General features: G+C 74.0%; 25 protein-coding genes. 23 read left to right on the forward strand and 2 right to left on the reverse strand.

Translation table 11 applies throughout. The annotated features are described in order from the left end of the window. The first annotated feature begins 3 nt into the window (after positions 1-3). The 18 genes from RQM47_RS14995 (at position 4) to RQM47_RS15080 (ending at position 17,048) form a co-directional block, all read left to right on the forward strand. A complete protein-coding gene (locus RQM47_RS14995; RefSeq protein WP_311663309.1) occupies positions 4-438 on the forward strand; it encodes a hypothetical protein in 435 nt (144 codons plus the stop codon). 373 nt (positions 439-811) lie between these two features. Beyond that, complete coding sequence (locus RQM47_RS15000; protein ID WP_311663311.1) at positions 812-2,371, forward strand: anthranilate synthase component I family protein; 1,560 nt, start codon at positions 812-814, stop codon at positions 2,369-2,371. 86 nt (positions 2,372-2,457) lie between these two features. Then, positions 2,458-2,955, forward strand: a complete 498-nt coding sequence (locus tag RQM47_RS15005) for a hypothetical protein (RefSeq protein WP_311663313.1) — start codon at positions 2,458-2,460, stop codon at positions 2,953-2,955. 83 nt (positions 2,956-3,038) lie between these two features. After that, the gene (gene trpS, locus RQM47_RS15010; RefSeq protein ID WP_311663315.1) at positions 3,039-4,172 is read left to right on the forward strand and encodes a tryptophan--tRNA ligase; all 1,134 of its coding nucleotides are present in this window, start codon (positions 3,039-3,041) and stop codon (positions 4,170-4,172) included. Between the two features lie 50 nt (positions 4,173-4,222). Next, complete coding sequence (locus RQM47_RS15015; RefSeq protein ID WP_311663317.1) at positions 4,223-4,852, forward strand: aminodeoxychorismate/anthranilate synthase component II; 630 nt, start codon at positions 4,223-4,225, stop codon at positions 4,850-4,852. Further along, positions 4,852-5,295, forward strand: coding sequence for a four helix bundle protein (locus RQM47_RS15020; RefSeq protein ID WP_311663338.1), 444 nt, complete (start codon positions 4,852-4,854; stop codon positions 5,293-5,295). The genes RQM47_RS15015 and RQM47_RS15020 overlap by 1 nt, the downstream gene beginning before the upstream one ends. Positions 5,296-5,299: 4 nt before the next feature. Next, on the forward strand, positions 5,300-6,334 hold the full coding sequence (gene trpD, locus RQM47_RS15025; RefSeq protein ID WP_311663318.1) for an anthranilate phosphoribosyltransferase: 1,035 nt from the start codon (positions 5,300-5,302) through the stop codon (positions 6,332-6,334). A gap of 82 nt (positions 6,335-6,416) precedes the next feature. Beyond that, positions 6,417-7,259, forward strand: a complete 843-nt coding sequence (trpC, locus tag RQM47_RS15030) for an indole-3-glycerol phosphate synthase TrpC (protein ID WP_311663319.1) — start codon at positions 6,417-6,419, stop codon at positions 7,257-7,259. Between the two features lie 37 nt (positions 7,260-7,296). Next, positions 7,297-7,932: a phosphoribosylanthranilate isomerase gene (locus RQM47_RS15035; protein ID WP_311663320.1), complete on the forward strand. Its 636-nt coding sequence runs from the start codon at positions 7,297-7,299 to the stop codon at positions 7,930-7,932. Positions 7,933-8,060: 128 nt separating this feature from the next. After that, positions 8,061-9,296, forward strand: coding sequence for a tryptophan synthase subunit beta (trpB, locus tag RQM47_RS15040; RefSeq protein WP_311663322.1), 1,236 nt, complete (start codon positions 8,061-8,063; stop codon positions 9,294-9,296). A gap of 132 nt (positions 9,297-9,428) precedes the next feature. Beyond that, positions 9,429-10,268, forward strand: coding sequence for a tryptophan synthase subunit alpha (gene trpA, locus RQM47_RS15045; RefSeq protein WP_311663323.1), 840 nt, complete (start codon positions 9,429-9,431; stop codon positions 10,266-10,268). Then, positions 10,265-11,416, forward strand: a complete 1,152-nt coding sequence (locus RQM47_RS15050) for a DUF4837 family protein (RefSeq protein WP_311663325.1) — start codon at positions 10,265-10,267, stop codon at positions 11,414-11,416. Before trpA ends, RQM47_RS15050 begins: the two co-directional genes overlap by 4 nt. Positions 11,417-11,655: 239 nt before the next feature. Further along, positions 11,656-12,579, forward strand: a complete 924-nt coding sequence (gene hisG, locus RQM47_RS15055; RefSeq protein ID WP_311663327.1) for an ATP phosphoribosyltransferase — start codon at positions 11,656-11,658, stop codon at positions 12,577-12,579. Positions 12,580-12,682: 103 nt separating this feature from the next. After that, positions 12,683-13,033, forward strand: a complete 351-nt coding sequence (locus tag RQM47_RS15060; RefSeq protein ID WP_311663329.1) for a hypothetical protein — start codon at positions 12,683-12,685, stop codon at positions 13,031-13,033. Between the two features lie 13 nt (positions 13,034-13,046). Continuing rightward, positions 13,047-13,409, forward strand: a complete 363-nt coding sequence (locus RQM47_RS15065) for a hypothetical protein (RefSeq protein WP_311663330.1) — start codon at positions 13,047-13,049, stop codon at positions 13,407-13,409. Positions 13,410-13,448: 39 nt separating this feature from the next. Next, positions 13,449-13,961: an asparaginase domain-containing protein gene (locus RQM47_RS15070; RefSeq protein ID WP_311663331.1), complete on the forward strand. Its 513-nt coding sequence runs from the start codon at positions 13,449-13,451 to the stop codon at positions 13,959-13,961. Positions 13,962-14,029: 68 nt separating this feature from the next. Then, the gene (locus RQM47_RS15075; protein WP_311663332.1) at positions 14,030-15,379 is read left to right on the forward strand and encodes a choice-of-anchor B family protein; all 1,350 of its coding nucleotides are present in this window, start codon (positions 14,030-14,032) and stop codon (positions 15,377-15,379) included. Positions 15,380-15,479: 100 nt separating this feature from the next. Further along, complete coding sequence (locus RQM47_RS15080) at positions 15,480-17,048, forward strand: choice-of-anchor B family protein (protein ID WP_311663334.1); 1,569 nt, start codon at positions 15,480-15,482, stop codon at positions 17,046-17,048. A 220-nt stretch (positions 17,049-17,268) separates the two neighbouring features. On the opposite strand, the gene RQM47_RS15085 is transcribed toward RQM47_RS15080, so the two are convergent. Next, complete coding sequence (locus RQM47_RS15085) at positions 17,269-19,206, reverse strand: RecQ family ATP-dependent DNA helicase (protein ID WP_314009416.1); 1,938 nt, start codon at positions 19,204-19,206, stop codon at positions 17,269-17,271. A gap of 394 nt (positions 19,207-19,600) precedes the next feature. On the opposite strand from RQM47_RS15085, the gene RQM47_RS15090 reads away from it, so the two are divergent. Together RQM47_RS15090 and RQM47_RS15095 are read left to right on the forward strand one after the other, a co-directional pair. Then, a complete protein-coding gene (locus tag RQM47_RS15090; protein WP_311664375.1) occupies positions 19,601-20,788 on the forward strand; it encodes an NAD(P)/FAD-dependent oxidoreductase in 1,188 nt (395 codons plus the stop codon). Between the two features lie 8 nt (positions 20,789-20,796). Then, positions 20,797-21,333, forward strand: a complete 537-nt coding sequence (locus RQM47_RS15095; protein WP_311664377.1) for a hypothetical protein — start codon at positions 20,797-20,799, stop codon at positions 21,331-21,333. Positions 21,334-21,424: 91 nt separating this feature from the next. On the opposite strand, the gene RQM47_RS15100 is transcribed toward RQM47_RS15095, so the two are convergent. Further along, entirely contained in the window at positions 21,425-22,054 is a 630-nt protein-coding gene (locus tag RQM47_RS15100; protein ID WP_314009417.1) for a DUF6992 family protein, read from the reverse strand. Positions 22,055-22,186: 132 nt separating this feature from the next. Between RQM47_RS15100 and RQM47_RS15105 the strand changes: the two genes are divergently transcribed. The 3 genes from RQM47_RS15105 (at position 22,187) to RQM47_RS15115 (ending at position 24,360) form a co-directional block, all read left to right on the forward strand. Next, positions 22,187-22,729 carry an FxsA family protein gene (locus RQM47_RS15105; protein WP_311664380.1) on the forward strand — a complete coding sequence of 181 codons (543 nt, stop codon included), beginning with the start codon at positions 22,187-22,189 and terminating at the stop codon, positions 22,727-22,729. A gap of 59 nt (positions 22,730-22,788) precedes the next feature. Then, the gene (locus RQM47_RS15110) at positions 22,789-23,787 is read left to right on the forward strand and encodes a DMT family transporter (RefSeq protein ID WP_311664382.1); all 999 of its coding nucleotides are present in this window, start codon (positions 22,789-22,791) and stop codon (positions 23,785-23,787) included. A gap of 108 nt (positions 23,788-23,895) precedes the next feature. Beyond that, positions 23,896-24,360: a hypothetical protein gene (locus RQM47_RS15115; RefSeq protein WP_311664384.1), complete on the forward strand. Its 465-nt coding sequence runs from the start codon at positions 23,896-23,898 to the stop codon at positions 24,358-24,360. The last annotated feature ends 19 nt before the right edge of the window (positions 24,361-24,379 follow it).

Consider the following 24,379-nt stretch of genomic DNA (forward strand, 5'->3'; position numbering starts at 1 on the left):
GCCATGCGCCTCCTCCCCGCCCTCGCGCTCCTGATCGCCGCGCCGGCCGTGGCCCAAGACCCCGCCCCGCCCGCGGCTCCCCGCGACAGCCCAGACGGGTTCGAGCCGTGGCGGGACCAGGACGAGACGCTGGAGGAAGAGCAGGGGCGGCTCCGCCACTTCCTCGACCGACGTACAGAGCGGCTGGCGAGGACGCTGGACAACTTGCCCGGCGCCACCCCACGGTGCGACGCCGGCGCGCCGATGCCGACGCCGTTCGGCGCGGGCGGGGCGGCGCCGGCCCCGATGCCCGAGGCGGAGCGCACCGGGCCGCCGCCGGTCCCGATGCCGAACCTGTGCGCGGGCGGGGTGGCCGAGGCCGTCCCGGTCCGCCGCCCCGCCCGACCGCCGGCGCGGCGCGTGGTCCCGCCCGCCGCCCCGCCCCGCCACGAGCGATAGCGCGCGGGCGGGGCGGACAAGCCGAGGCCGACCGCCCCGCCCGCGCTCCCCCCGCCGTTCGGCCGGTCGCTCCGCTGAGCGGAGGCGGAGCCTCTGCGATGGGCGCGCGGACGGGGGGAGCCCAGGGGCGTGGCCGTGCGGGCGGGGCGGCCCGCAGTTGCCGCGCCCGCCGAATGCCGCTAGCTTGGCCGCATGGCACGCCGCACTCCGCTCGTCTGGCCCTGGTGGCCCCCACACCCAGTGGGCGGACGGCCAGTGGCCTGACGCGAACGCGCCTCCCGACGCGAGCCCACTGTTCCAGCGAGCAGGGGGCTTTTTTATTGGCCGGACCTCCCCACCCCGCCCGCGCCCCGCGCCCCACCTTCCGCACCCGATGACGCTCTCCGAGTTCGAGACGACCGTGCGCGAGCAGCTCCCCGCCGACGGGCGGAAGCTGGCCGTGCCCGTCTACGTCCGCCGCTCGGCCGACCTGCTCACGCCGGTCGCCGCGTTCCTCGCGCTCCGCGAGCCGGGCCAGTTCGGGTTCCTGTTCGAGTCGGTCGAGGGCGGCGAGCGGCTGGGGCGGTACTCGTTCCTGGGCAAGCGGCCGTACCTCGTCGTCGAGTCGCGGGGCGGCCGCGTGCTCACGCACCGCCCCGCCGGGGCCGTCGGCGGCGACGGGGCGCCGCACGACGTCGAGAGCCGGGCGGGGAGCGTGTTCGACGCGCTCGGCGAGGTCCTGGAGGCGACCGAGCAGGCCCGCGTGCCCGGCCTCCCGCGCCTCACGTCGGGCGCCGTCGGGTTCGCCGGCTACGACGCCGTGCGCCAGGTCGAGTCGCTCCCGCCCGGCCCGCCCGACGTGCTCGGGCTGCCCGACGGCGTGTGGGGGTTCTACGACACCGTCGCCGCCTTCGACCACGTCCGCCACCAGCTCGTGCTCATGGCGACCGTCTTCGTGGACGCCGAGACCGACCTGGGCGCGGCCTACGCCGAGGCGACCACGCGGCTCCTGGAGCTGGAGGACGACCTGCTGCGGGGCGTCCAGACGGGCGAGCCCGTGCGCCTGCTGGCCGACGAGCCCCAGGCGTCAGTCGAGCGGGCCGACTACGAGGCCGCCGTGCGCCGCGGGAAGGAGCATGTCTACGAGGGCGACGTGTTCCAGGTCGTGCTCTCACAGCGGTTCGCGATGCCGTTCGCGGGCGACCGCTTCAACCTGTATCGGGCGCTCCGCCAGGTGAACCCCTCGCCCTACCTGTTCTACCTCGACGTCGACGGCCTGGACAGCGCCGAGGGGCCGTTCACGCTCGTCGGCTCGTCGCCCGAGGTGCTCACGCGCGTGGACCCGCGCGGGGCGGGGCGGCGGGCGCTCGTGCTCCCCATCGCCGGCACGCGCCGGCGCGGCGAGACCGACGCCGAGGACGCCGAGCGCGAGGCCGACCTCCTGGCCGACCCCAAGGAGCGCGCCGAGCACCTCATGCTCGTCGACCTCGGCCGCAACGACGTCGGCCGCGTGTCCGACGTGGGCACGGTGACGGTCGACCGCTTTGCCGAGGTCGAGCGCTTTAGCCACGTCATGCACCTCGTGTCGAGCGTGAGCGGGGCGGTCGGCGACCGCCGGGCCGTCGACGTGCTCGCGGCCTGCTTCCCGGCCGGCACCGTCTCCGGCGCCCCCAAGGTGCGGGCCATGGAGATCATCGACGAGCTCGAGCCCATCCGCCGCGGTCCCTACGCGGGCGCCGTTGGCTACGCCGGCTTCGACGGCGCGCTCGACACCTGCATCGCCATCCGCACGATGATCGTCAAGGAGGACGGGGCGGGGCGGCAGGCGGCCTACGTCCAGGCCGGCGCCGGCGTCGTCGCCGACTCGGACCCGGCGGCCGAGTACGACGAGACGCGCGCCAAGGCCGCCGCCCTCTTTGCCGCCATGCGCTCCGCCACCTCCGACCTGCTCTGATGGTTCAGGGTTGGGGCGTTCAGGGTCGTCCGCCCGGCCGTTGAACCCCGAGCCCTGAACCTCCCAACCCCGAACCCACCCCGCCCATGTTCCCCTCCCTCCGCCCGATCCTGAACAAAGGCGGCGCCGGGCGCTACATCTCGCGCGCCCACAGCGCCGAGCGGTTGCAGCCCATCGCCGAGCGCCACATCGACCTGATGTACGCCTACGAGGCCATCCTCGACGGCCTGCCCGCCGGGCTGCCGAAGGAGCGGCTCGAAGCGCTCATGCCGTACCTCCGCACCGAGATCGCCAAGATGTCCGAGACGATCCTGAGCCTGGGCGGGACGCCCCCGAGCGGCGTGCGCCGCGTGCCGGGCGGGCTGGACCTGCCCGAGGCGGACTCGGCCGCCGGCCGCCCCGCCCTCGACCACGTCGACGCGCTCCTCGACGCCGAGCGTGACTTCGGCGGCGCCATCCGCAACGAGGTCGACGCCGTTCACCACCAGGAGCGGACGCGGGCCATCCTGACCCACAACGCCGAGGCGTCCGACGCCCGCCGCGGCGCGCTCCGCGACCTCGCCGCCGACTTGCAGACGGCGTAGAGCGCGACGGGCACGGGCGGCGAGGTGGAGCACGGCCCCGCCCCGCCCCCGGCTCGTCACCCGTCCCCCCGCCCGCCACCCGAATGCCCGCCCCCCGCCCCGCCCCGCCCGCGACGGACGCCGCCCACGCGGCGCCGCCCGTGCTCGTGTCCGGCATCCAGCCGTCGGGGACGCTCCACGTGGGCAACTACCTCGGCGCGCTCCGCCAGAACATCGCGCTCGCGAACGACCCCGCCCGCCGGAGCGAGGCGTTCCTGTTCGTGGCCGACTACCACGCGCTGACCACGCTCCGCGCCCCAGAGGCGCTCCGCCGGAACACGCTCGACGCCGCGCTCGACTACCTCGCGCTCGGCCTCGACCCCGACCGGACCCACCTGTTCGTCCAGTCCGACGTGCCCCAGCTCGGCGAGCTGACGTGGGTCTTCCTGTGCCTCACGCCCACGTCGCTCCTGGAAAAGGGCGTGGCCTACAAGGACAAGACGGCCCAGGGCGCGAGCGCGAACGCGGGCCTCTTGACCTACCCCATCCTCCAGGCCGCCGACATCCTCGCCTACGCGGCGCCGGGCCGCGGCCTGATCGTGCCGGTCGGGGCGGACCAGAAGCAGAACCTCGAGATCAGCCGCGACACGGCCGCCCGCTTTAACCAGACGTTCGGCACGGGCGGGGCGGCCAGCGAGGGCGGGGCGGACGATGGGACAGAGCCGGGGCGGGGCGGCCTCTTCCCGCTCCCCGAGCCGCTCATCCTCGACGACGTCGCCGTGGTCCCGGGCCTCGACGGGCGCAAAATGTCGAAGAGCTACGGCAACACGATCGGCATCTTCGACGAGGGCGCGGCGCTCAAGAAGAAGGTGATGTCGATCGTCACCGACTCGACGCCTCTGGAGGAGCCGAAGGACCCGGACGCCGACAACGTGTTCGCCCTCATCCGCCTGTTCGCGGACGAGGCGAAGCAGGCCGAGGTCGCCGCAGCGTACCGGGCCGGCGGCTACGGCTACGGCCACGCCAAAAAAGAGCTGCTGGCGCTCGTCACCGACTACTTCGGCGAGGCCCGCGAGCGGCGCCGCGCCCTCGCCGAGCGGCCCGACGACGTCCGCGACGTGCTCGCCGCGGGCGGGGCGGCGGCCCGGGCGCGCGCGGCCGAGGTGCTGGGCGAGGTCCGCGAGGCGGTCGGCTTCTTGAATGCGGGTACGGGGTACGAGGTACGGGGTACGGCCTAGCCTCGACGCCTACTCCCTTCGTACCCCGTACCGAGTACCCCGTACCGACTATGATCCTCGTCATCGACAACTACGACTCGTTCACGTACAACCTCGTCCACCTCGTGGGCGCGGAGACGGACGCCTACCGCGTGGTGCGGAACGACGCCGTCACGCTGGACGAGGTCGAGGCGCTCGCGCCGGCGGGCATCCTGATCTCGCCCGGGCCGGGCCGCCCCGCCCAGGCCGGCGTGAGCGAGGCGGTCGTCGAGCGGTTCGGGCCGTCGACGCCGGTCCTTGGCGTGTGCCTGGGACACCAGGCGATCGGCGAGGTCTACGGCGGCCGCGTCGTCCACGCGCCGACGCTCATGCACGGGAAGACCAGCCGGGTCCACCACGACGGCCGGACCGTGTTCGAGGACGTCGAGCAGGACTTCGTCGCGACGCGCTACCACTCGCTCGTCGTCGACCGCGCCTCGCTCCCGGACGTCTTGGAGGTCTCGGCCGAGACCGAGGGCGGGGTGGTCATGGGCTTCCGCCACCGCGAGCACCCGGTCGAGGGCGTCCAGTTCCACCCGGAGAGCGTGCTCACGACCGAGGGGCCGAGGCTGGTGCGGAACTGGGTCCGGGGGGTGTTGGGGTTCGGGGTTCAGGGTTCGCAAGGGCGGGGTGGGGCGGTCGGCACAGCCGAGGGCGCGTGATGGGGACGTTCAGGCGATTCGAGGAGATCGAGGCGTGGAAGCTGGGGCGGGAGCTGAACCGGCTCGTGTACGAAGCGACGGCAGGTGGCGCGTTCGCCAAAGACTTCGCGCTCCGGGACCAAATCCGGCGCGCGTCGATCTCGGTCTCCTCGAACGTCGCCGAGGGCTACGCGCGCCGGTCTCCCGCCGACTTCGCCCGCTTCCTGACGATTGCGCGGGCCTCGGCCGCCGAGGTCCGCTCCCAACTCTACCTCGCCCTCGACCTGGGCTACCTCGACACGGACACCTTCGACGCGCTCTACGACCTCGCTCGCCGCGCGGGCGGGGCGTGCGGCGGGCTCGCTCGCTACCTCCGAACCGCCCCGCCCCGAGCCACTCGGGAGCCTGGCGCCGAATGGTCTCTCGACGTCAGCGACGACGAAACCCTGAACCCCGAACCCTGAACCGTTGAAACCGATCTTACAAGCTGTTGCCGAGGGCGAGACGCTGACCGAGGCGCAGGCCGCCTCCGCCATGCACGTGATGCTGGGCGGGGAGGCCGACCCGGTCCAGGTGGCCGCGCTGCTGCTGGGGCTCCGCTCGCGCGGCGAGACGCTCGACGAGCTGACCGGCTTCACGCGCGTGATGCGCGAGTACGCCGTGCCCGTCGCGACCGGCGACCTCGACCCCATCGACCTGTGCGGGACCGGCGGCGACCACTCGGGCTCGTTCAACATCTCGACGGCCGCCAGCTTCGTCGCCGCCGGCGCGGGCGTGCCGGTCGCCAAGCACGGCAACAAGGGCGTCTCGTCGTCGAGCGGCTCGGCCGACGTGCTGGGCGCGCTCGGCGTGCGGTCCGACCTCGACGCGGGCGGGGTGGCGCGGTGCCTCCAGGAGACCGGCATCGCGTTCCTGTTCGCTCCCCAGTTCCACCCCGCCCTCAAGCACGTGGGGCCGGTGCGGCGGGCGCTCGGCGTCCGGACGTTCTTCAACATCCTGGGGCCGCTCTGCAACCCGGCCGGCGTCAAGCGCCAGCTGGTCGGCGCGTTCTCGGACCCGGTCGCGAAGATGATGGCGCGGATCCTGCTGCGGTTGGGCAGCGAGCACGTCGTCGTGGTCTACGCCCACGACGGGCTGGACGAGCTCTCGACGACGAGCCCGACGACGATCTACCAGACAGGCTCGCACGCCTACGAGGGCGGGCTGTTGGAGCAGGAGGTGGTGCCCGAGCGGTTCGGGCTGGCCCGCGTCTCGGCGGCGGCGCTCCAGGGCGGCACGGCCGACGAGAACGCCGAGATCGTCCGCGCGGTCCTGGGCGGGGCGGGCGGGCCGCAGACGGACATCGTGCTCCTCAACGCGGCCTACGCGCTCCTGGCGTCCGGCGAGTACGGCTCGCTCGACGACTGCCTGGACGCGGCCCGTGAGAGCGTCGGGAGCGGGGCGGCGCTGGCCAAGCTGGACGCGCTCGTCGAGGCGTCCAACGAGCTCGCCGAGGCGGCATGAGGTGACGAGTGAAGGGGTATGAGTGATGAGCCGTCACTCTCCCACATTCCGCCCGTCACTCATTACTCATCACTCATCACCCGTGAGCACCATCCTCGACCAGATCCTCGCCGACACGCGCGCGCTCGTCGCCGAGCGCCGGGCCGTCACGCCGGCGGCGGCGCTCACCAAGCGGCCGGCGTTCCACGCGCCGACGCTGTCGCTCGCGCGCGCGCTCCGCCGCCCGGACGGGCCGGCCTACGTCGCCGAGTGCAAGCGGGCGAGCCCGTCGGAGGGCGTCATCCGGCCCGAGTACGACCCGGCCGCGACGGCCCGGGCCTACAAGCAAGCGGCGGCCGCGGCGATCTCGGTCCTCACCGAGCCCACGCATTTTCAGGGCTCGCTGGAGCACCTCGCCGCCGTCCGCCACGCGGTCGACCTGCCGGTCCTGCGCAAGGACTTCGTGGTCGACGACTACCAGCTCGTCGAGGCCCGCGCCTACGGCGCCGACGCCGTGCTGCTCATCGCGGCGGCCCTCGACCGCGCCCTCCTGCACGACCTGCTGGACGCCGCCCGCGACCTCGGCCTCGGCGTGCTCGTCGAGGTCCACGACGAGCGCGAGCTGGACGCCATCGACCTCGACCGGGTCGACGTGCTCGGCGCGAACAGCCGCGACCTCAAGACGTTCAGAGTGGACCTGGACCGGGCGGGGCGGGTCTTCGCGCACCTCCCCGCCCGGATCGTCCGCGTGGCCGAGAGCGGGATCCGCACCGCCGAGGACGCCGCCCGCCTCCGGGCCTCCGGCGCCGACGCCTTTCTGGTCGGCACGCACCTCATGCGGAGCGCCGACCCCGGCCGCGCCCTCGCCGCCCTTCGCCGCGAGACGGCCGTGGCTCTGGCGAGCGGTACGGGGTACGCGGTACGGGGTACGGTGCCCGCACCATGACCTCGTCCTGTACCTCGCACCCTGTACCCCGTACCCCATGACCAAGGTCAAAATCTGCGGCATCACGCGGCTCCACGACGCCCGCACGGCGGCGGCGAGCGGGGCCGACTTTCTCGGGTTCGTCCAGCACGACGAGAGCCCGCGCTACGTCGCCCCGCCCGTGGCCAAGGAGATCATCGAGTGGGTGCGGGGGCCGGAGCCGGTCGGCGTGTTCGTGAACGAGAGCGCCGACGCGATCAACGCGCGGTGCGCGGATGTCGGGTTCCGGCTCGCGCAGCTCCACGGTCACGAGACGCCCGAGACGTGCGCGGCCGTCGACGTGCCCGTCATCAAGGCCGTCTCGGTCCAGCACGACGCCTCCTCCGAGCAGGTCCGCGCGCTCGTCGAGCCCTACCTCGACGTGGTCGACTTCGTGCTCCTCGACACGCACCACACGAGCCTCTGGGGCGGGACCGGCGAGAGCTTCAACTGGCGCGTCGCGCGCGAGCTGGGCGGGGTGGTCGACGTGTTCCTCGCCGGCGGGATCTCGGCGGCGAACGTGGCCGAGGCCGTCGACACGATGCGGCCGTACGCCGTCGACCTGTCGTCGAGCGTCGAGGAGAGCCCCGGCGTCAAGGACCTGGACAAGCTGGCCGACTTTTTCGACGCCTTCCGCGCGGCGACGGCCGCCTAGCGGCGGCGGGTACCGGGTACGAGGTACCGGGTACGCCCCCCACCCCGCCCTGCCTGCCACCCCGCCCATGCGGACACCATGCATGGTGTCCCTACGCCGACGTTCCCGCCCCGAACCGCCCCGCCCCCATGGCCACCTCCGCCCCGCCCCGTACCTCGTACCCCGTACCCCGTACCCAAACCCCCGACGAACGGGGGCGCTTCGGCGCCTTTGGCGGCGCGTTCGTCCCCGAGATCCTGCACCCGGTCTTGGAGGACCTGAAGCGGGCGTGGGCCGAGGCGCAGGCCGACGACGCGTTCTGGGCCGAGTACCACCGGCTGCTGCGCGACTACGTCGGCCGCCCCACCCCGCTCACCCGGCTCGACCGGCTGACGGAGCGTCTGGGCGGGGCGACCATCTACGCCAAGCGCGAGGACCTCTGCCACACGGGCGCCCACAAGATCAACAACGCGGTCGGGCAGGTGCTCCTCGCGCGGCGCATGGGCAAGGAGCGGATCATCGCCGAGACCGGGGCCGGCCAGCACGGCGTGGCCACGGCGACGGCGTGCGCGCTCTTCGGCGTCGAGTGCGTGGTCTACATGGGGACCGAGGACATCGAGCGCCAGAACCTGAACGTCCAGCGGATGCGGCTCCTGGGCGCGACCGTCCGCCCGGCCGAGAGCGGGAGCCGGACGCTCAAGGACGCGACGAACGAGGCGTTCCGCGACTGGGTCTCCAACCCCGACTCGACGTACTACATCATCGGCTCCGCGATCGGCCCGCACCCGTACCCCGGCCTCGTCCGCGAGCTGCACCGGGTCATTGGGGACGAGACGCGGCGGCAGCTGCTGGAGCAGACCGGGTCTGAGACGCCCGACGCCGTCGTGGCGTGCGTCGGCGGCGGGTCCAACGCGATCGGCATCTGGGCACCATTCGTCGGAGACGAGGACGTCCGCCTGATCGGCGTCGAGGCGGCGGGCGAGGGGCTGGGCGGCCGCCACGCGGCGACGCTCTCGCGCGGCGAGCCGGCCGTCTTCCACGGCACGCGGACCTACCTGCTCCAGGACGCCGACGGCCAGGTCGAGATCGCCCACTCGGTCTCCGCCGGGCTGGACTACCCCGGCGTCGGGCCGGAGCACGCCTACCTCAAGGACACCGGCCGCGTCGAGGTGCGGACGGCGACCGACGCCGAGGCAATGGACGGGGTCCGGCTCCTGAGCGAGACCGAGGGCATCATCCCCGCCCTCGAGACGGCCCACGCCGTCGCCGCCCTCCCCGCCCTCGCCGCCGAGATGGGCGGGGCGGCGACGATCGTCCTCAACTGCTCCGGGCGGGGCGACAAGGACATGGCCACGATCTCGGCGTGGCTGGACGGGACGGGGTAGAGCAGGTAGAGCAGGTAGAGCAGGTAGAGCAGGTAGAGCAGGTAGAGCAGGTAGAGCAGGTAGAGCAGGTAGAGCAAGAAAGCGGCAGCCGGCGCCACCCCGCCCGCCCCCTTTTCCTATTTCCCATTTCCCGTGACTCGACTCCGTGCCCACCTCGATACTCTCCGCGAGCGGGGCGGACCGCAGGCCGGCGGGGCGGCGATGGGCCTGTTCCTCACTGCCGGCTTCCCGTCGCCCGGCGCCACGCTCGACGTGCTCCGCGCGGCCGACGCGGGCGGGGCGGACTTCCTGGAGCTGGGGATGCCGTTCTCGGATCCGGTCGCCGAGGGGCTGCCCATCCAGATGGCATCGGAGCGGGCACTGCGCCAGGGGGCGACCATGGCCGGCACGTTCGAGACCGCCGCCGCCTTCCGCGCCGAGTCCGACACGCCGCTCGTGCTCATGGGCTACGCCAACCCGGTCCTGCGCTACGGCGCGGGCGACTTTTGCGCCGACGCCGCGTCTTCGGGCGTGGACGGCCTCATCCTCCCCGACCTCCCGCCCGAAGAGGCCGAGGAGTTGGAAGAGGCCGCCGCCCAGCACAGCCTCTCCATCACCCACCTCATCGCGCCCAACACCTCCGACGACCGCGTCCGCCTCGTCGACGCCCGCTCGACCGGGTTCGTCTACGCCGTGAGCGTGGCGGGCCTCACGGGCTCCGGCCTCGGCGACGCCGACGCGACCGACGCCTACCTCGCCCGCGCCCGCGCGCTCGTCGAGCAGCCGCTGCTCGTCGGGTTCGGGATCTCGACGCCGGCCGACGCCGCCCGCCTCACGCGCCACACCGACGGGTTCATCGTCGGGAGCGCCCTCATCCGCCTCGTGGAGCGGCTCTGGGACGACCCGGGTCTCACCGATTCCGAACGGCGTGAGCAGGTGGAAACGTGGGCTCGGGCGTTGAAGGAGGGCGCCCCCACCCCGCCCCGCCCATGACCGGCCTCCCCCGCCCCGCCCCGCTCGCCGCCGCCCTCGCTGTCGTTCTCGCCGTTCTCGCCGGGTGCGAGTCCTTCGCGGGGCAGACCACCGCGCGCGGCGACGTCGAAGAGATCACCGTCGTCTCGGACAGCGCGACCTGGGCGGGGCCGGTGGGCGAGGCCATCCGCGCCGAGCTGGCGCAGCCCATCGCCACGCTCCCCGGCAACCAGGGCGCGTTCAAGCTCAACTTCCAGCCGCTGACGAGCCGCTTTTTCGACCAGCTCAAGCTCCGCCGCGCCCTCGTGTTCGCCGCGCCGATCGACGCCGATGGGCCGATCGGCGACTTTATCCGCGCCCGCGTCGGCGAGGGCGGGCTCGACGCCGTCCGCTCGGGCGGGGTGGCGGCCTTCAACCTCCGGCCGGACCTGTGGGCCAACGGCCAGCTCGTCGTGATCGCCACGGCCGCCGACGAGCGCGCGCTCGCCCGCGAGTTCCTCCAGCGCGGGCCGGAGCTCCGCGCCGCGTTCAACGCGCTGGCCCGCGAGAACACGACGGGCGAGATGTTCGCCCGGCTCCGCCAGGAGGACCTCGAAGCCGACCTCCTCGACGCCCACGACTACCGCGTCCAGATCCAGCACGACTACGTCCAGGTCCAGGACACGGCGGCGACGGCGGGCGGGCTCGACGGCAGCTTCGTCCGCTACCGCCGCGTGCTCTCGGACACCTGGCGCGACTTTTTCGTGTTCGCCGCCGACGGCGTCGAGACGCTCCCGCCGCCGGCCGAGATCGACCGGATCACGAACGACCTCTTGGAGACGTTCGCGCGAGGCACGCTCGACAGCTCCTACGTCCAGCTCGACGACCAGCGGCCGATGACGCGGGACACGGCCGAGATCGCCGGCCGCCCCGCCCAGGAGACGCGCGGGTTCTGGTACATGACGAACGACATCATGGGCGGCTCGTTCGTCCGCTACGCGTTCGTGGACCCCGCGACCGACCGGCTGTACGTCTTCTACGGGATGACGTTCGCGCCCGACCGCCGGCTCGACAAGCGCTCGTTCCTCCGCCAGATGGAGGCCGTCGCCTACACGTTCCGCACGCGCGCCGACCTGGAGGCCGAGGCGCGCGCCGAGGGCGGGGCGGCCGAGGGCGGGGCGGAGTCGTAGGGGCCACCCCGCCCCTGCCGTGTCGCCGGGCGGTACCGTCTGGGCGGGGCGGCGTGCTCCTCCGGATTCTTCTTGCCATCCTGAGTGAAACGAAGGATCTCGGCGAGAGGCGTCCGTCGTAGGGGGAGGTGGCGCCGCGACAACCCGCCGGCGCTGAGATCCTTCGTCGCTTCGCTCCTCAGGATGACAATGGGGGGAGCTTCCAGGCGGCGCCCACCGCCCCCACCCCACCCCGCCCTATGCCCACGCAGACCGCCCCCTCCGCCGCCACCACGAACGGGACCGGCGACGCCCCCGTGCTCCGGCTCGGGCTCCCCAAAGGGAGCCTCCAGGAGTCCACGTTCGACCTGCTCGACAAGGCCGGCTACTCGTTCTCCGTCCGCTCGCGGAGCTACTTCCCGTCGATCGACGACGACGAGCTGACGGCCATGCTCGTGCGCGCGCAGGAGATGGGGAAGTACGTCCAGGACGGCGTGTTCGACGCCGGGATCACCGGGCTCGACTGGATCGCCGAGACGAACGCCGACGTCCACGTCGTCGCCGACCTCGTGTACTCGAAGGCCTCGATGCGGCCGGTCCGCTGGGTGCTCGCTGTGCCCGAGGACTCGGACATCCAGAGCGTGCAGGACCTGGAGGGCAAGCGGATCGCGACGGAAGTCGTCGGCCTCACGCGGCGGTGGCTGGAGTCGCACGGGGTCTCGGCCGAGGTCGAGTTCTCGTGGGGCGCCACCGAGGTCAAGGCGCCCGACCTCGTCGACGCCATCGTCGAGGTGACGGAGACGGGCAACTCGCTGCGCGCCAACAAGCTCCGCATCGTCGAGGTGCTGCTGTCCTCGAACACGCAGCTCGTCGCCAACAAGGCGGCGTGGGCCGACGACTGGAAGCGGGAGAAGATCGAGAACCTGGCCCTGCTGCTGGAGGGCGCCATCCGGGCCGAGGGCCGCGTCGGGCTCAAGATGAACGTCCGCCGGACCGACCTGGACGCCGTCGTCGAGCGCCTCCCCGCCCTCCGCAACCCGACCGTCGCCCCGCTCTTCGACGAGGAGTGGGTGGCGATTGAGACGATCATCGAGGAGCGCCAGGTGCGCACGCTGATCCCCGAGCTCAAGCGGCTCGGCGCCGAGGGGATCTTCGAGTACCCGCTGAACAAGATGATCCCGTAGAATGCGGAATGGCGAATGTTGAATGCGGAAGGGCCTCGCACCCGATCCCTCAACGCTCGCTGCCGATCCCTTTTCCGCATTCCGCCTTCAACCTTCCGCATTCATGAAGCTCCTCGACCTCTGCTTTGGCCGCTCCGGCGACAAGGGCGACGCCGTCAACGTCGGCCTCATCGCCCGCGACCCGGGCCACTACGACTGGCTCCGCGAGACGGTCACGGCCGAGCGCGTGAAAGAGCACTTCGGGCCGCGCGTGGACGGCGAGGTCGAGCGGTTCGAGCTCCCGAACCTCTCGGCCCTCAACTTCCTGCTCCACGGGGCGCTCGGCGGCGGCGGCACGGTCTCGCTCAAGCTCGACGCCCAGGGCAAGACGTACGCCGCGCACCTGCTCCGCATGGACGTGCCCGCCCCGCCCGAGACCGCGTCGTCCGAGACCGCGTCGTCCGAAGCCGCGTGAGGCCGTGGGCCGCGTGAGGCCGTGGGCCGCCGCCGCGCTCGTCGCCCTCGCCGGCTGCGGCGGGGCGGCGGGCGGGGTGGCGCCGGCCGTAGATTCGACGCTCGTCGACGCCCTCGCCGACGTGGCCCTCGCCGACGCCCGCGCGGCCCTCGCCGACACCACGGGCGGGGCGGGGCGGGCGCCGTCGCCGGGCGGGGCGGCCGACAGCCTCCGCGCCGTCGCCCTCGCGGCCCACGGCCTCGACGACGCCGCGCTCGACCGGGCGCTCGACCGGCTCGCCCGCGACCCCGCCCTCGCCGAGGCCACGTACGCCGCCGTCGCCCAGCGCCTCCGCGACGAGCGCTGGGGGACCTCGGGACCCGCCCCCGACCCCTGAGCCCTCCTCCCGCCCCGCCCCGGGGCCGCCCCGCCCCGCATGCACGTCCAGGTATTCACGACCGGCGGCACGATCGACAAGGTCTACTTCGACGCCAAGAGCGCGTTCGAGGTGGGCGACCCGCTCATCGCTGACGTCTTCCGCCAGGCCGGCGTCGCGTTCTCGTTCGACGTCGACGCCCTGTTTCAGAAGGACAGCCTCGACCTGACGGACGCCGACCGCGCCCTCGTCGCCGACCGCATCGCCGCGTGCGACGCCACGCGCGTCGTGGTCACGCACGGGACGGACACGATGCCCGAGACGGCCCGCGCCGTCTCCGAGCGCCTGGCCGCGGACTCGGGCGGGGCGGCCAAGACGGTCGTCTTCGTGGGCTCGCTCGCTCCGGCCCGGTTCAAGGCGACCGACGCCGAGTTCAACGTGGGCTTTGCCGCGGCCGCCGTGCAGACGCTCGGGCCGGGCGTGTACGTGGCCATGAACGGCCGCGTGTTCGACCCCGAGCACGTCCGCAAGGACCGCGCGGGCAACCGCTTCGTCGAGGCGCCCGCGTCTTGACCGCCCCGCCCCCGCGTACCACCGCCGGGCGCCCGCCCGTTCTCCGCCCTGCCCCTGACTCCCCCCCGATGAAGCGACTCTCTCTCCTCCTCCTCGGCGCCGCCCTCGCCGGGTGCGCCTCGACGGCCTCCGACCCCATGACCGCCGACGGCGCGGCGCCCGACGCCGCGGCGCTGACGCCGGTGGCTCCCTGCGTCGACGGCCTAGCTACGCTCCCGAACGCGTCCGGCCCCGGCGCCGGCCCCTACGAGTGCAGCAACGTCGACCTGCTGGCCCGCCTCTCGGTGGCCGAGCTGGACCCGACGGCCCAGGGCGGCAACGACATCTGGGGGTGGACCGACCCCGAAACCGGCAAGGAGTACGCGCTCGTCGGCCTGACCAACGGGACCGCCTTCGTCGACGTCTCGACGCCGACCGGGCCGGTCCACCTGGGCACGCTGCCGACGGCGACCGTCGAGACCGTGTGGCGCGACATCAAAACGTACCAGGACCACGCGCTCATCGTCTCCGAAGCCCGCGACCACGGGGTCCAGGTGTTCGACCTGACAAAGCTCCGTGGCCTCTCGGCCGACCCGGCGCGGCGGTTCGAGCCTGACGCCATGTACACCGGCGTCACGAACGTCCACAACATCGTGGTCAACGAGGAGAGCGGGTTCGCCTACGCCGTCGGCTCCGGCTCGCGCGGCGACGACCTGCCGGCCGCCTGCGGCGCCCCGGGCTTCCACGCCATCAACGTTCAGGACCCGAAGAACCCCAAGTTCGCCGGGTGCTTCTCCGACGCCGCGAGCGACGCCGGCCCGGTCTCGGCCCCGGGCTACACGCACGACGCCCAGTGCATCAACTACGACGGACCGGACGCCGACTACACGGGCCGCGAGATCTGCGTGGGCTCGAACGAGGACGTCGTCACGTTCTTCGACGTGACCGACAAGGACGACGTCCGCGTGATCTCGACGGCGGCCTACCCCGGCGACGCCTACACGCACCAGAACTGGTTTACCGAGGACCGCCGGTTCGTGCTCGCCAACGACGAGCTCGACGAGCAGACGGGGACGACGCCGACCCAGCGGACGCTGATCTTCAACACCGAGGACCTCGACAACCCGGAGTTTATCGGCGCCTACGACTCCGGCCTCGCGTCGATCGACCACAACCTGTACGTCGTCGGCGACCTCAACTACCAGAGCAACTACCAGTCGGGGCTCCGCGTCCTCGACCACTCGGACGCTGAGAACGGCGTGCTCCGCGAGGTCGGCTTTTTCGACACCTACCCGCAGGGGACCGAGATCAACTTCGCGGGGCAGTGGAGCAACTACCCGTACTTCGAGAGCGGGATCGTGGTCGCCAACGACGGCGACAACGGCCTGTTCGTGCTCATGCCGCGTATCGAGGCCGTGGAGCCGGTGGGCGGGCTCTAGGCACGGCAGCGGGAACCCACCCCGCCCCGCTCGTACCACGGGGGACTCCGGCCGGCGCTGGAGTCCCCCGTTTTTTATCGAGCTCCACCGCCCCGCCCCCATGCACAGACTCCTCCTCGGCCTCGCGACTCTCGTGGGCGGGGCGGCCGCCCTCCCCGCCCAGGCCCAGGAGCTCGCGTGCGAGGGCGGGGTGGTCTCCGTGCCAGACGTCGGCGCGTTCGCGTGCGACGGCGTGGGCCTCGCCGGCCGCCTCCCGGTCGACGCGTTCGCTACGGAAGAATCGCCAGCGGCCGGGGCGAACAACGACATCTGGGGGTGGACCGACCCCGAGACGGGGACCGAGTACGCGCTCGTCGGGACCGAGAACGGGACGGCGTTCGTGGACCTTTCGATCCCGACCCGCCCGCGCCTCGTCGGAAAGCTGCCGACGCAGAGCACGCCGAGCGGGTGGCGCGACGTCAAGACGTACCGCGACCACGCGTTCGTCGTCTCCGAGGCCCGCGGCCACGGGGTCCAGGTGTTCGACCTGACCCGGCTCCGCGACGCGGGCGAAACGCCCGTGACGTTCGCGGCGGACGCCGTGTACGACCGCCTCAGCTCGGCCCACAACATCGTGATCGACGAGGAGACGGGGTTCGCGTACGCCGTCGGATCGCGGCCCTCCTCCGAGGCGGGCCTGCCCGCGTCGTGCGACGTGCCCGGCTTCCACGCCATCAACATCCAGGACCCGAAAAGCCCCACGTTTGCCGGGTGCTTCTCGGACGCCGCCGTCGAGACGGGCTCCCGCACCCCGGGCTACACGCACGACGCGCAGTGCGTCGTCTACCGCGGCCCGGACGCCGACTACGCCGGTCGCGAACTGTGCGTGGCCTCGAACGAGGACGTCGTGACCGTCTTCGACGTGACCGACAAGAGCGACGCCCGCATCGTGTCGCAGGCGGAGTACCCCGGCGAGGCCTACACGCACCAGGGGTGGCTGACCGACGACCAACGGTTTTTCCTGGTCAACGACGAACTCGACGAGATGACAGGGACCACGCCGACTCAGCGGACGATCTTGTTCGACCTGGGGGACCTGGACGCACCGGAGTTTATCGGCGCCTACGACTCGGGCCTCACGACGGCCGACCACAACCTGTACATCCGCGGCGGCTACGCCTTCGAGAGCAACTACGAGGCCGGCCTCCGCATCGTGGACCTGGGCGGGGTGGCGAGCGGGAAGCTCCGGGAGGTGGCCTTTTTCGACACCTACCCCGACGCGAACGCGGTGTCGTTTTCGGGGCAGTGGAGCAACTATCCGTACTTCGAGAGCGGTCTGGTGATCGCCAACGACCGGGCCTACGGGCTGTTCGTGCTCCGCCCTGACGTCCTGCGGTCTACGGCCAGCGAGCCCCGCCCCGACGGCACCTTCGCCCTTTCGGCGCCCGCCCCCAACCCGACGCCCGGGACCGCCCGCCTCACGCTCCAGGTGGCGACGGCCCAGACGGTCCGCGCCGACCTCTACGACGCGGCGGGGCGGCACGTCCGCACGCTGTACGCCGGCGAGGTGGGGGCGGGGCGGGACCTCGCGCTGACGGTTGACGGCGCCGCGCTGACGGCCGGCGTCTACGTCGTCCGCGTGGTCGGCGACGGCGTCGAGGCCACGCGCCGCGTGACCTTCGTCCGGTAGCGGCCGTGCCGCACAGGCGGGCGGGGCGGCGGGGTGGAGCCACCCCGCCCCGCGCGTCGGTCCACCACCCCGCCCGGCCCGAGACCCCTCACCCTGGCTGCGCCGACGCTGCGCGGTGTCCCTCTCCCAGCAGGGGACTTCGTAGGGCGGGGCGGCGCGAGACAGATGCATAGCAAACCGTCAGAGCCGGGATCAGACTCGGGGGCGGGGCGGCCGCGCCCTACCCGCCCCGCTCCAGGTGCCGCTGGCCCTTCGGCGTCAGCTCGTAGCGGACGGCGAGCGGGTCGGTGAGGCGGAGGTAACCCTCGTGCGCGAGCCAGTCGGCCAGCTCGCGTTCGCGGCGGCCCGGCGCGGCGGCCGTCTCGCCCTGTTCGGCGGCGCGGAGGAGGCCGCGGAGCGCGGGCTCGTCGGCCGGCGTGACCTCGCCGGCGCGGTGCCGGCCCAGACACACGTCGCAGCGCCCGCACCGGGGCGGGGCGGGCTCGCCGAAGTAGGCCAACAGGTGCTGGCGGCGGCACCCGGCGCCCGAGGCGTAGGCGAGCACGTCGTCCAGGCGCCGCCCCGCCCGGCGGCGGTCGCCGCCGAGGGCGCCGCCGTCCGTCGGCGCAAAGCGCGAGCGGGGGGCCGCCCACGCGAGCGTGAGGCCCTGGGCGGGGCGGCGGACCTCGATGGCGCCGCGCCCGGCGAGGTGGTCGAGCCCGGCGTCGAGGCGCGCGGGCGCCAGCCCGAGCGACGGTGCGAGCCGGTCGAGGCGGACGGCCGTCCACCCGGCGGCGGCGGCTGGGGGCAGCTCGCGCGACAGGGCGCGGACGAAGGCGCGGAGTCCGTCCGCCCCGCCCAGGTCGGCAAGCCGGTCGAGCCCGTTTGGGACGCGAACATGGACGACGCCCTCGCGCTCGCGCACGACGTCCCACGCGCCGGCCGCGGCGAGGCGGTCGGCGGCGGCGCGGACCGTCGCCCCGGACACGCCGGCGACGGCGGCGACGCGGGCGAGGTCGAGCACGGTCGGGCCGTCGGGGAGCGCGCCCACGGCGAGTTGCGCGAGGCTGCCCGCCGCGTCATAGACGGCCTGCACCTCGGCCGCCGTCGGGTGGCTGGCCTCGACGAGCGCACGCGGGCCGCGCGCGGCGTCCGGCCCCAGCGCGAGCGCGGCGTAGGCCCGCTGCCCGTCCCGCCCCGCCCGCCCGGCCTCCTGGTAGTACGACTCGATCGTGAGGGGCGGGGCGGTGTGCACGACGGCACGCACGTCGGGCTTGTCGATGCCCATCCCGAACGCGCTCGTCGCTGCGATCACGCGCGTCTCGCCCTCCAGCCACCGCCGCTGCGTGGCGTCGCGGCGGTCCGGGTCGAGGCCGGCGTGGTAGGGCTCGGCTGAGATGCCCTCACGCGCGAGCCGCCGCGCCGCCTCTTCGGTCCCCCGCCGCGTGCCAGCGTAGACGAGCCCTGCCCCAGCCACGCCCGTGAACACGTCGAGCACCTGGCGCCCCGGGTCCTGGACGTGGTGGACGCTCCACACGAGGTTGGGCCGGTCGAACCCGCGCACGACGACGGCCGGGTCGCGCAGGGCGAGTTGGTCGAGCACGTCGCGGCGCACCTCGGGCGTCGCCGTGGCCGTCACGGCGACGGCCGGGGCGGGGCGGCCCTCGGCGTCGGTGAGGAGCGGGCGCGCCTCGGCGATGCGGCGGTAGGCCGGGCGGAAATCGTGGCCCCACTCGCTCACGCAGTGGGCCTCGTCGACGGCCAGGAGCGAGACGTCGAGGCGCGGCGCCCGGGCCTGGAACAGCTCCGTCTGGAGCCGCTCGGGCGTGAGGTAGACGAGCCGGTAGCGCCCAAACTCGGCGTTCGTCCACACCTGGTCGGCCTCGCGCGGCGAGAGCCGCCCGTGGACGGCGACGGCCGGCACGCCGCGCCGCGCGAGCGCGTCGACCTGGTCGCGCATGAGGGCCACGAGCGGCGAGACGACGAGGACCACGCCGGGGCGGACGACGGCGGGCACCTGGTACACGAGCGACTTCCCCCCGCCCGTCGGGAGCACCGCGAGCACGTCGCGGCCGGCGAGCGCCGCGGCGACGGCCTCGTCCTGCCCGGGCCGGAACGCGCTGTAGCCCCACCGGCTGCGGAGGGCGTCGAGGGCATCGGCGGGCGGGGCGGCGGGCACGGGCGGAAGAGCGGAAGAGCGGAAGAGCGGAAGAGCGGAAGAGCGGAAGAGCGGAAGAGCGGAAGAGCGGAAGAGCGGAAGAGCGGAAGGTGCCCGCCCCGCCCCGCCTCGTCAACCCAATCCCGTGCGGAGTTGAGGGCGGGGTGGTTGCGTTTGCCGCCCCGCTCGGCCTGATCGCGGCGTGAAACGCTCTGTGGGTGCTCGAAGCGAGGGGGCCTAGACAAACTCGTGCCGCCCCGCCCTTTGGGTCCGCCCGCCCCGGACACGACGAGTCGCGTCCCTACGGGTGCCACGGGGGCGGGGCGGCCGGAACATTTCGCGGCGCCCGCCCCATCCCCCATCCCCCATCCCCCATCCCCCATCCCCCATCCCCCATCCCCCATCCCCCATCCTCATGCGCCTGCTCGTCGTCGGCGGCGGCCACGCCAGCCTCCCGCTGCTCGCCCACGCCCGTGAGCTTTGCGCCGAGGTCACGCTCCTTTCCGACCGGCCTGATCTGTGGTACTCGGGGATGACGCCCGAGTGGCTGGGCGGCGTCTACAGCCGCGCCGACGTGACGGTCCCGCTGGACCGGATCTGCGCCGACCAAGGCGTCCGGTTCGTCGAGGGCGCGGCCGTCGGCCTCGACCGCTCGGCGCGCGAGGTGACGACGGGCGGCGGCGAGCGCGTCCCGTACGACCTCGTCGCGTTCGACGTGGGCGCCGTGAACCCGGGCGACGCGGACGGCGCCATCCACACGAAGCCGCTCCACCGGGTCGAGGCGCTCGGCCGGTTCCTCGACGCCGCGGCGCAGGACCCGAGCGGCCCGCGGCGGCTGGTCGTCGTCGGGGGCGGGGCGGCGGGCGTCGAGACGGCCCTCAACGTGACGGCGCGGCCCGACCTCCCCGCCCTCCGCGTGGTCGTTCTGGAGCCGGGCGAGCGCCTGGTGTCGTCGCTGCCCGAGCGCGTGGGAGCGTGGGCGGCCTGCGTGCTCCGCGAGCGGGGCGCGGACGTCCGGCTCGGCGCGCGCGTCGAGCAATCGGACGCCGGCGGCGTGCGTCTGGCGAGAGGAGAGCGGATCGGCGCCGACGCCGTGCTGTGGGCGACGGGATCGGTCGGGCCGGACTGGCTGGGCGCCGCCGGGCTATCGGTGACGGACAAAGGCCTCGTGCGCGTCGGCCCGGGGCTCCGGTCGGTCGACGACGCCCGCGTGTTCGTGGCCGGCGACGCGGCGGCGGTCGCGGGGCACGAGGGGCTGGCGCGGATCGGGGTCCACGCCGTCAAGCAGGGGCCGACGCTCCGCGAGAACGTGGGCCGCGTGGCGCGGGCGCTCGGGCGGGGCGGGGCGCCCGACGCCGTCGACCTGGAGCCGTGGCGGCCGTACCCCGCCGCCCCGCTCGTGCTCTCGACCGGCGGCCGCGCGGCGTGGTACGCCGTCGGCCCGCTCGCCCTGAAGGGCGGCGCGTTCCTCCGCCTCAAGCACGGCGTCGACCGCCGGTGGATCGACCAGTACCGCGCGCCGGACACGTACCGCCACCGCTGGGACGACCGGGCGGCGATCGACGGACCCGTGGACTCGCTGCGGGGGGCGGGGCGGGGCTAGACTGCGGCATGGGCCGTCTGCCTCTCGCCGTCTTCTTGTTGGTCGCCGGGTGCGGCGTCGAGCCGCCCGAGCCGCCGGCCACCGCCCCGCCCCACGACGTCCGCCCCGCCCTGCGCGAGGGCCGGGCGGCGCCCGTCGTGTTCGACACGACCGAGCCGCCCGAGGTCGTGGTTCGCATCCCCGAGGTGCCGGACGCGCCGACGCCGCGGGGGCCGCAGCCGTCGCCCCGCCCGGAGCCGCCGCCGCCCGCCCCGCCCGGGGGCGGCCCGTCGGGGAGCTGCGACGTGCGGGCGACCGAGGGCTACTGCTTCGCCTACACCGGGGCGGGGTGGACGCCCCGCGCGGCGCGCGCCAACTGCGCCGGCGCGCCGGCCGCAGCGTTCGAGCCCGGCGCGTGCCCGCTCGCCGAGCGCATCGCGACGTGCGCCTTCCGGCGGCCGTCGGAGCCCGACCGCGAGATCCTCTACACGTACTACGCCCCGGCCGACCTCGTCCTCGTCGAGATCGCCTGCCCGGGCACGTTCACCGTCGTTGGGAGGGATTGAGGAATGGGCAGAGGGAAGCCGCCGCCCCGCCCGACGCGGCATGGGCGGGGTGGCGCCACTCCACGCATCCCTCCGTCGCTTATCCCTCTCCTCACAGCCCGACCACCAGCGCCACCCCGCCCGGCCCGGCCGTGATCGACGCCCCGTTGGCGAGGTCCACGAGCGCGCCGAGGCGGGCGCGCGTGCCCAGGTACGCGATCCCGTCGAGCACGAAGAGGCCGGCGCCCTGGATCACGAGCGCGATCCCGTGCCCACGCCACGCCGCCGGGTCCGCGACGCCGCGGCCCGAAACCGCCCACAGCGTCGCGCCGACGGCCGCGTAGCCCACGGTGAGGCCGAGGTTGACGAGGAGCACGTCGGCGTAGCCGTTCTCGGCCCCGAGCGCCGCCGCCCAGTCCGCCGCCGGGTCGCCCGCCCCGCCCGCGAGGCCGAAGGCGGCGATGCCCGTGTTGACGGCGCCCCACGCCGCCGACTGGAGCCCGAACGCGCGCCACCCCGCCGACGTCTCGGGGCTGGAGGCGAGCCAGAGCGCCGCCCCGCCCACGGCGTTCGCCACGCCCCACGCGCCGACGCGCCACAGGTGCGCCCGCTGCGCATCGCCCAGGTCGACCGAGAGCGCGCGGACCGCCGGTCCGTCTTGCGCGAGGGCGGGGTGGGCGGCGAGGCCCGTGAGCAGAACGGCGGCGAGGCCGAGAGCGAAACGGGCGGGGCGGGTAGACATGGCGCAGGTCGGGGGCGGGCGGGTTCAAAAGGCAGGGCGGCGGACCCGCAAGGTCGCGCCGGGGTTCACCGTTCCCCCTGTCCCGCCCCTGCCCTCTGGGGTCCGCCCTCCGGGTCTGCCCCGCGCCCTGCCGTGTTTGGACGCCTGTTCCTCCTGTTCCTCGTCGTCCCGATCCTCGACCTCGCGCTGCTCATCGCGGTCGGCGGGCGGATCGGCTTCTGGCCCACGTTCGGGATCGCGGTCGCGAGCGCGCTCCTGGGCTCGTGGCTGGCGCGGCGCGAGGGGGTCGCTGCGTGGCAGCGCGTCCAGCGGAAGATGACGGCGGGCGGGGTGCCGGGGCCGGAGCTCATCGACGGCCTCCTCATCCTGATCGCCGGCACGCTCCTCATCACGCCCGGCTTCCTGACCGACCTCGTCGGGCTCCTCGGCCTGTTCCCGCCCACGCGCGCCGTCCTCCGCCGCACCCTGCGGCGCCGGTTTGAGGCGGCCGTGCAACAGGGGGCGGTCCGCGTGGTGAGCGGCTCCTTTGGGAGCGCCTCGTTCGGGGGCGGGGCGGGCGCGCCGCCGTTCGGTCCGCACGCCGCCCCGCCCTTCGGACCGCACATCGGGCGGGGCGGCCCCGGCATCGAGGACGCCGAGGTCATCGACGATGGAGCCCCGCCGCAGGGGCAGTGAAGACGACCGGAAGCGGCTGGACCGCGTGAACGGGCGCGCGGCGCGTCCGTTGGGCCAGAGTGACCGCTCCCCCCTCTGCTCCCGCCCCGCCCGACGCCGCTCCGCTGGAGGTCGCTCCATCGGAGGCCGCCGCGCCGCCGGACTCGCTCCCCGCTGAGGACGCGTACGACGTCGACGCCGAGGGCCGCGACCGCCTGCGCGGCGTGCTCTGGATGCTGGCGAGCGCGCTCGGGTTCAGCATCATGAGCCTGTGCGTGAAGCTGGTCTCGGACAGCCTGCCCACGATGGAGCTCGTGTTCGCGCGCTCGGCGTTCATGGCCGTCCTCACGTTCACCGTCATCCGGCGCACCGGCGGGAAGGCGCTGGGCCGGGACCGGCGGACGCTGTTCCTCCGCGGCGCCGTCGGAGCGACGGCCCTCAGCCTGTTCTACTTCGGGATCGGCCGGCTCCCTCTCGGCGACGCCGTCACCATCCAGTACACGGCGCCCGTGTGGACGGCGCTGACGGCGGCGGTCCTGATCGGCGAGCGGCTCCGGCCCGTCGTGCTCCTCGGCGCGGTGCTGTCGCTGTGCGGCGTGGTCCTCGTGTCGCGGCCGTTGATCCTGTTCGGGAACGCCGCCGCCCCGCTCGACGGGCTGGGCGTGGCGGCCGTCGCGGGCGCCTCCGTGCTCTCGGGGCTGGCCTACACGTTCGTCCGCAAGCTCCGGCAGACGGACCAGCCGATGACCATCATCTTCTACCTCTCGTGGATCGGCATGGTCGGGTCGGCCCCGTTCGCGCTCGGCGGCTGGCCCATGCCGACGGGCTGGCAGTGGCCCCTGCTCCTGGCGATCGGGCTGGCCACGCACGTCGGCCAGGTCGGGCTGACGAAGGGGATGCAGCTCTTGGAGGCGGGGACGGCCTCGGCCATCGGCTACGTCCAGGTCGTGCTCGCGTTCGTCTGGGGCGTTGTCTTCCTGGGCGACAGCCTCGACCTGCTGAGCGTGGGCGGCGCGGCGCTCGTGGTGTCGAGCGTGTTCCTCGTCGTCGTCCTCGGCCGCCCGCGGCGGGCGGCCTGAGCGGGGCGGTTGACCGGGCGGGGCGGGACCGCCCCCGAAGGGCGCCGTCGCGTGCCTTGACCGCCGGGCGGGGCGGCGCGTAGGGTGGGCCGTCTCCCACCCCGCCCCATGCGCCTCGTTCTCCTCGCCGCCGCGCTCTCGTTCGTCACGCCGGCCCGTTCCCAAGAGGCCGTTCCCGATTCGGCGTGCACCTACGCGACCTGCGCGCTCCAGATCGACCAGAGGCTCCTGAGCTTCCGCCTGGTCCGCTCCGGGGAGCCCCTCCCGAATGGGGGGCCGCTCGGCCTCGGCCCCCCTCCAATCGCGGCGGCCGTGTCTGGTTCTCCGGCGGCCCTCATGCACGCTCGCGCCTACGAGCGGGACCTGCGGACGTCGGGCTGGCTCGTCAACGGCGCGACCGCGCTGTACTTCCTCGGGGCACTCGACCCATTCGACCTCCTCAGCGGCGGCGTGGAGGTGGGCATGGCGGCTGGGGCAGCCGGCCTCGCCGTCGTCTCAGTTCCCATCTCGTTCCGTGCCCGCCGTTCGCTGAACCGAGCGGTCGACACGTACAACGAGGAGCTGCGGAGGTAGCCGGACCGCGCAGAGCCGT

The sequence above is a fragment of the Rubrivirga sp. S365 genome, from assembly GCF_032248475.1.
Lineage (GTDB): Bacteria > Bacteroidota > Rhodothermia > Rhodothermales > Rubricoccaceae > Rubrivirga > Rubrivirga litoralis.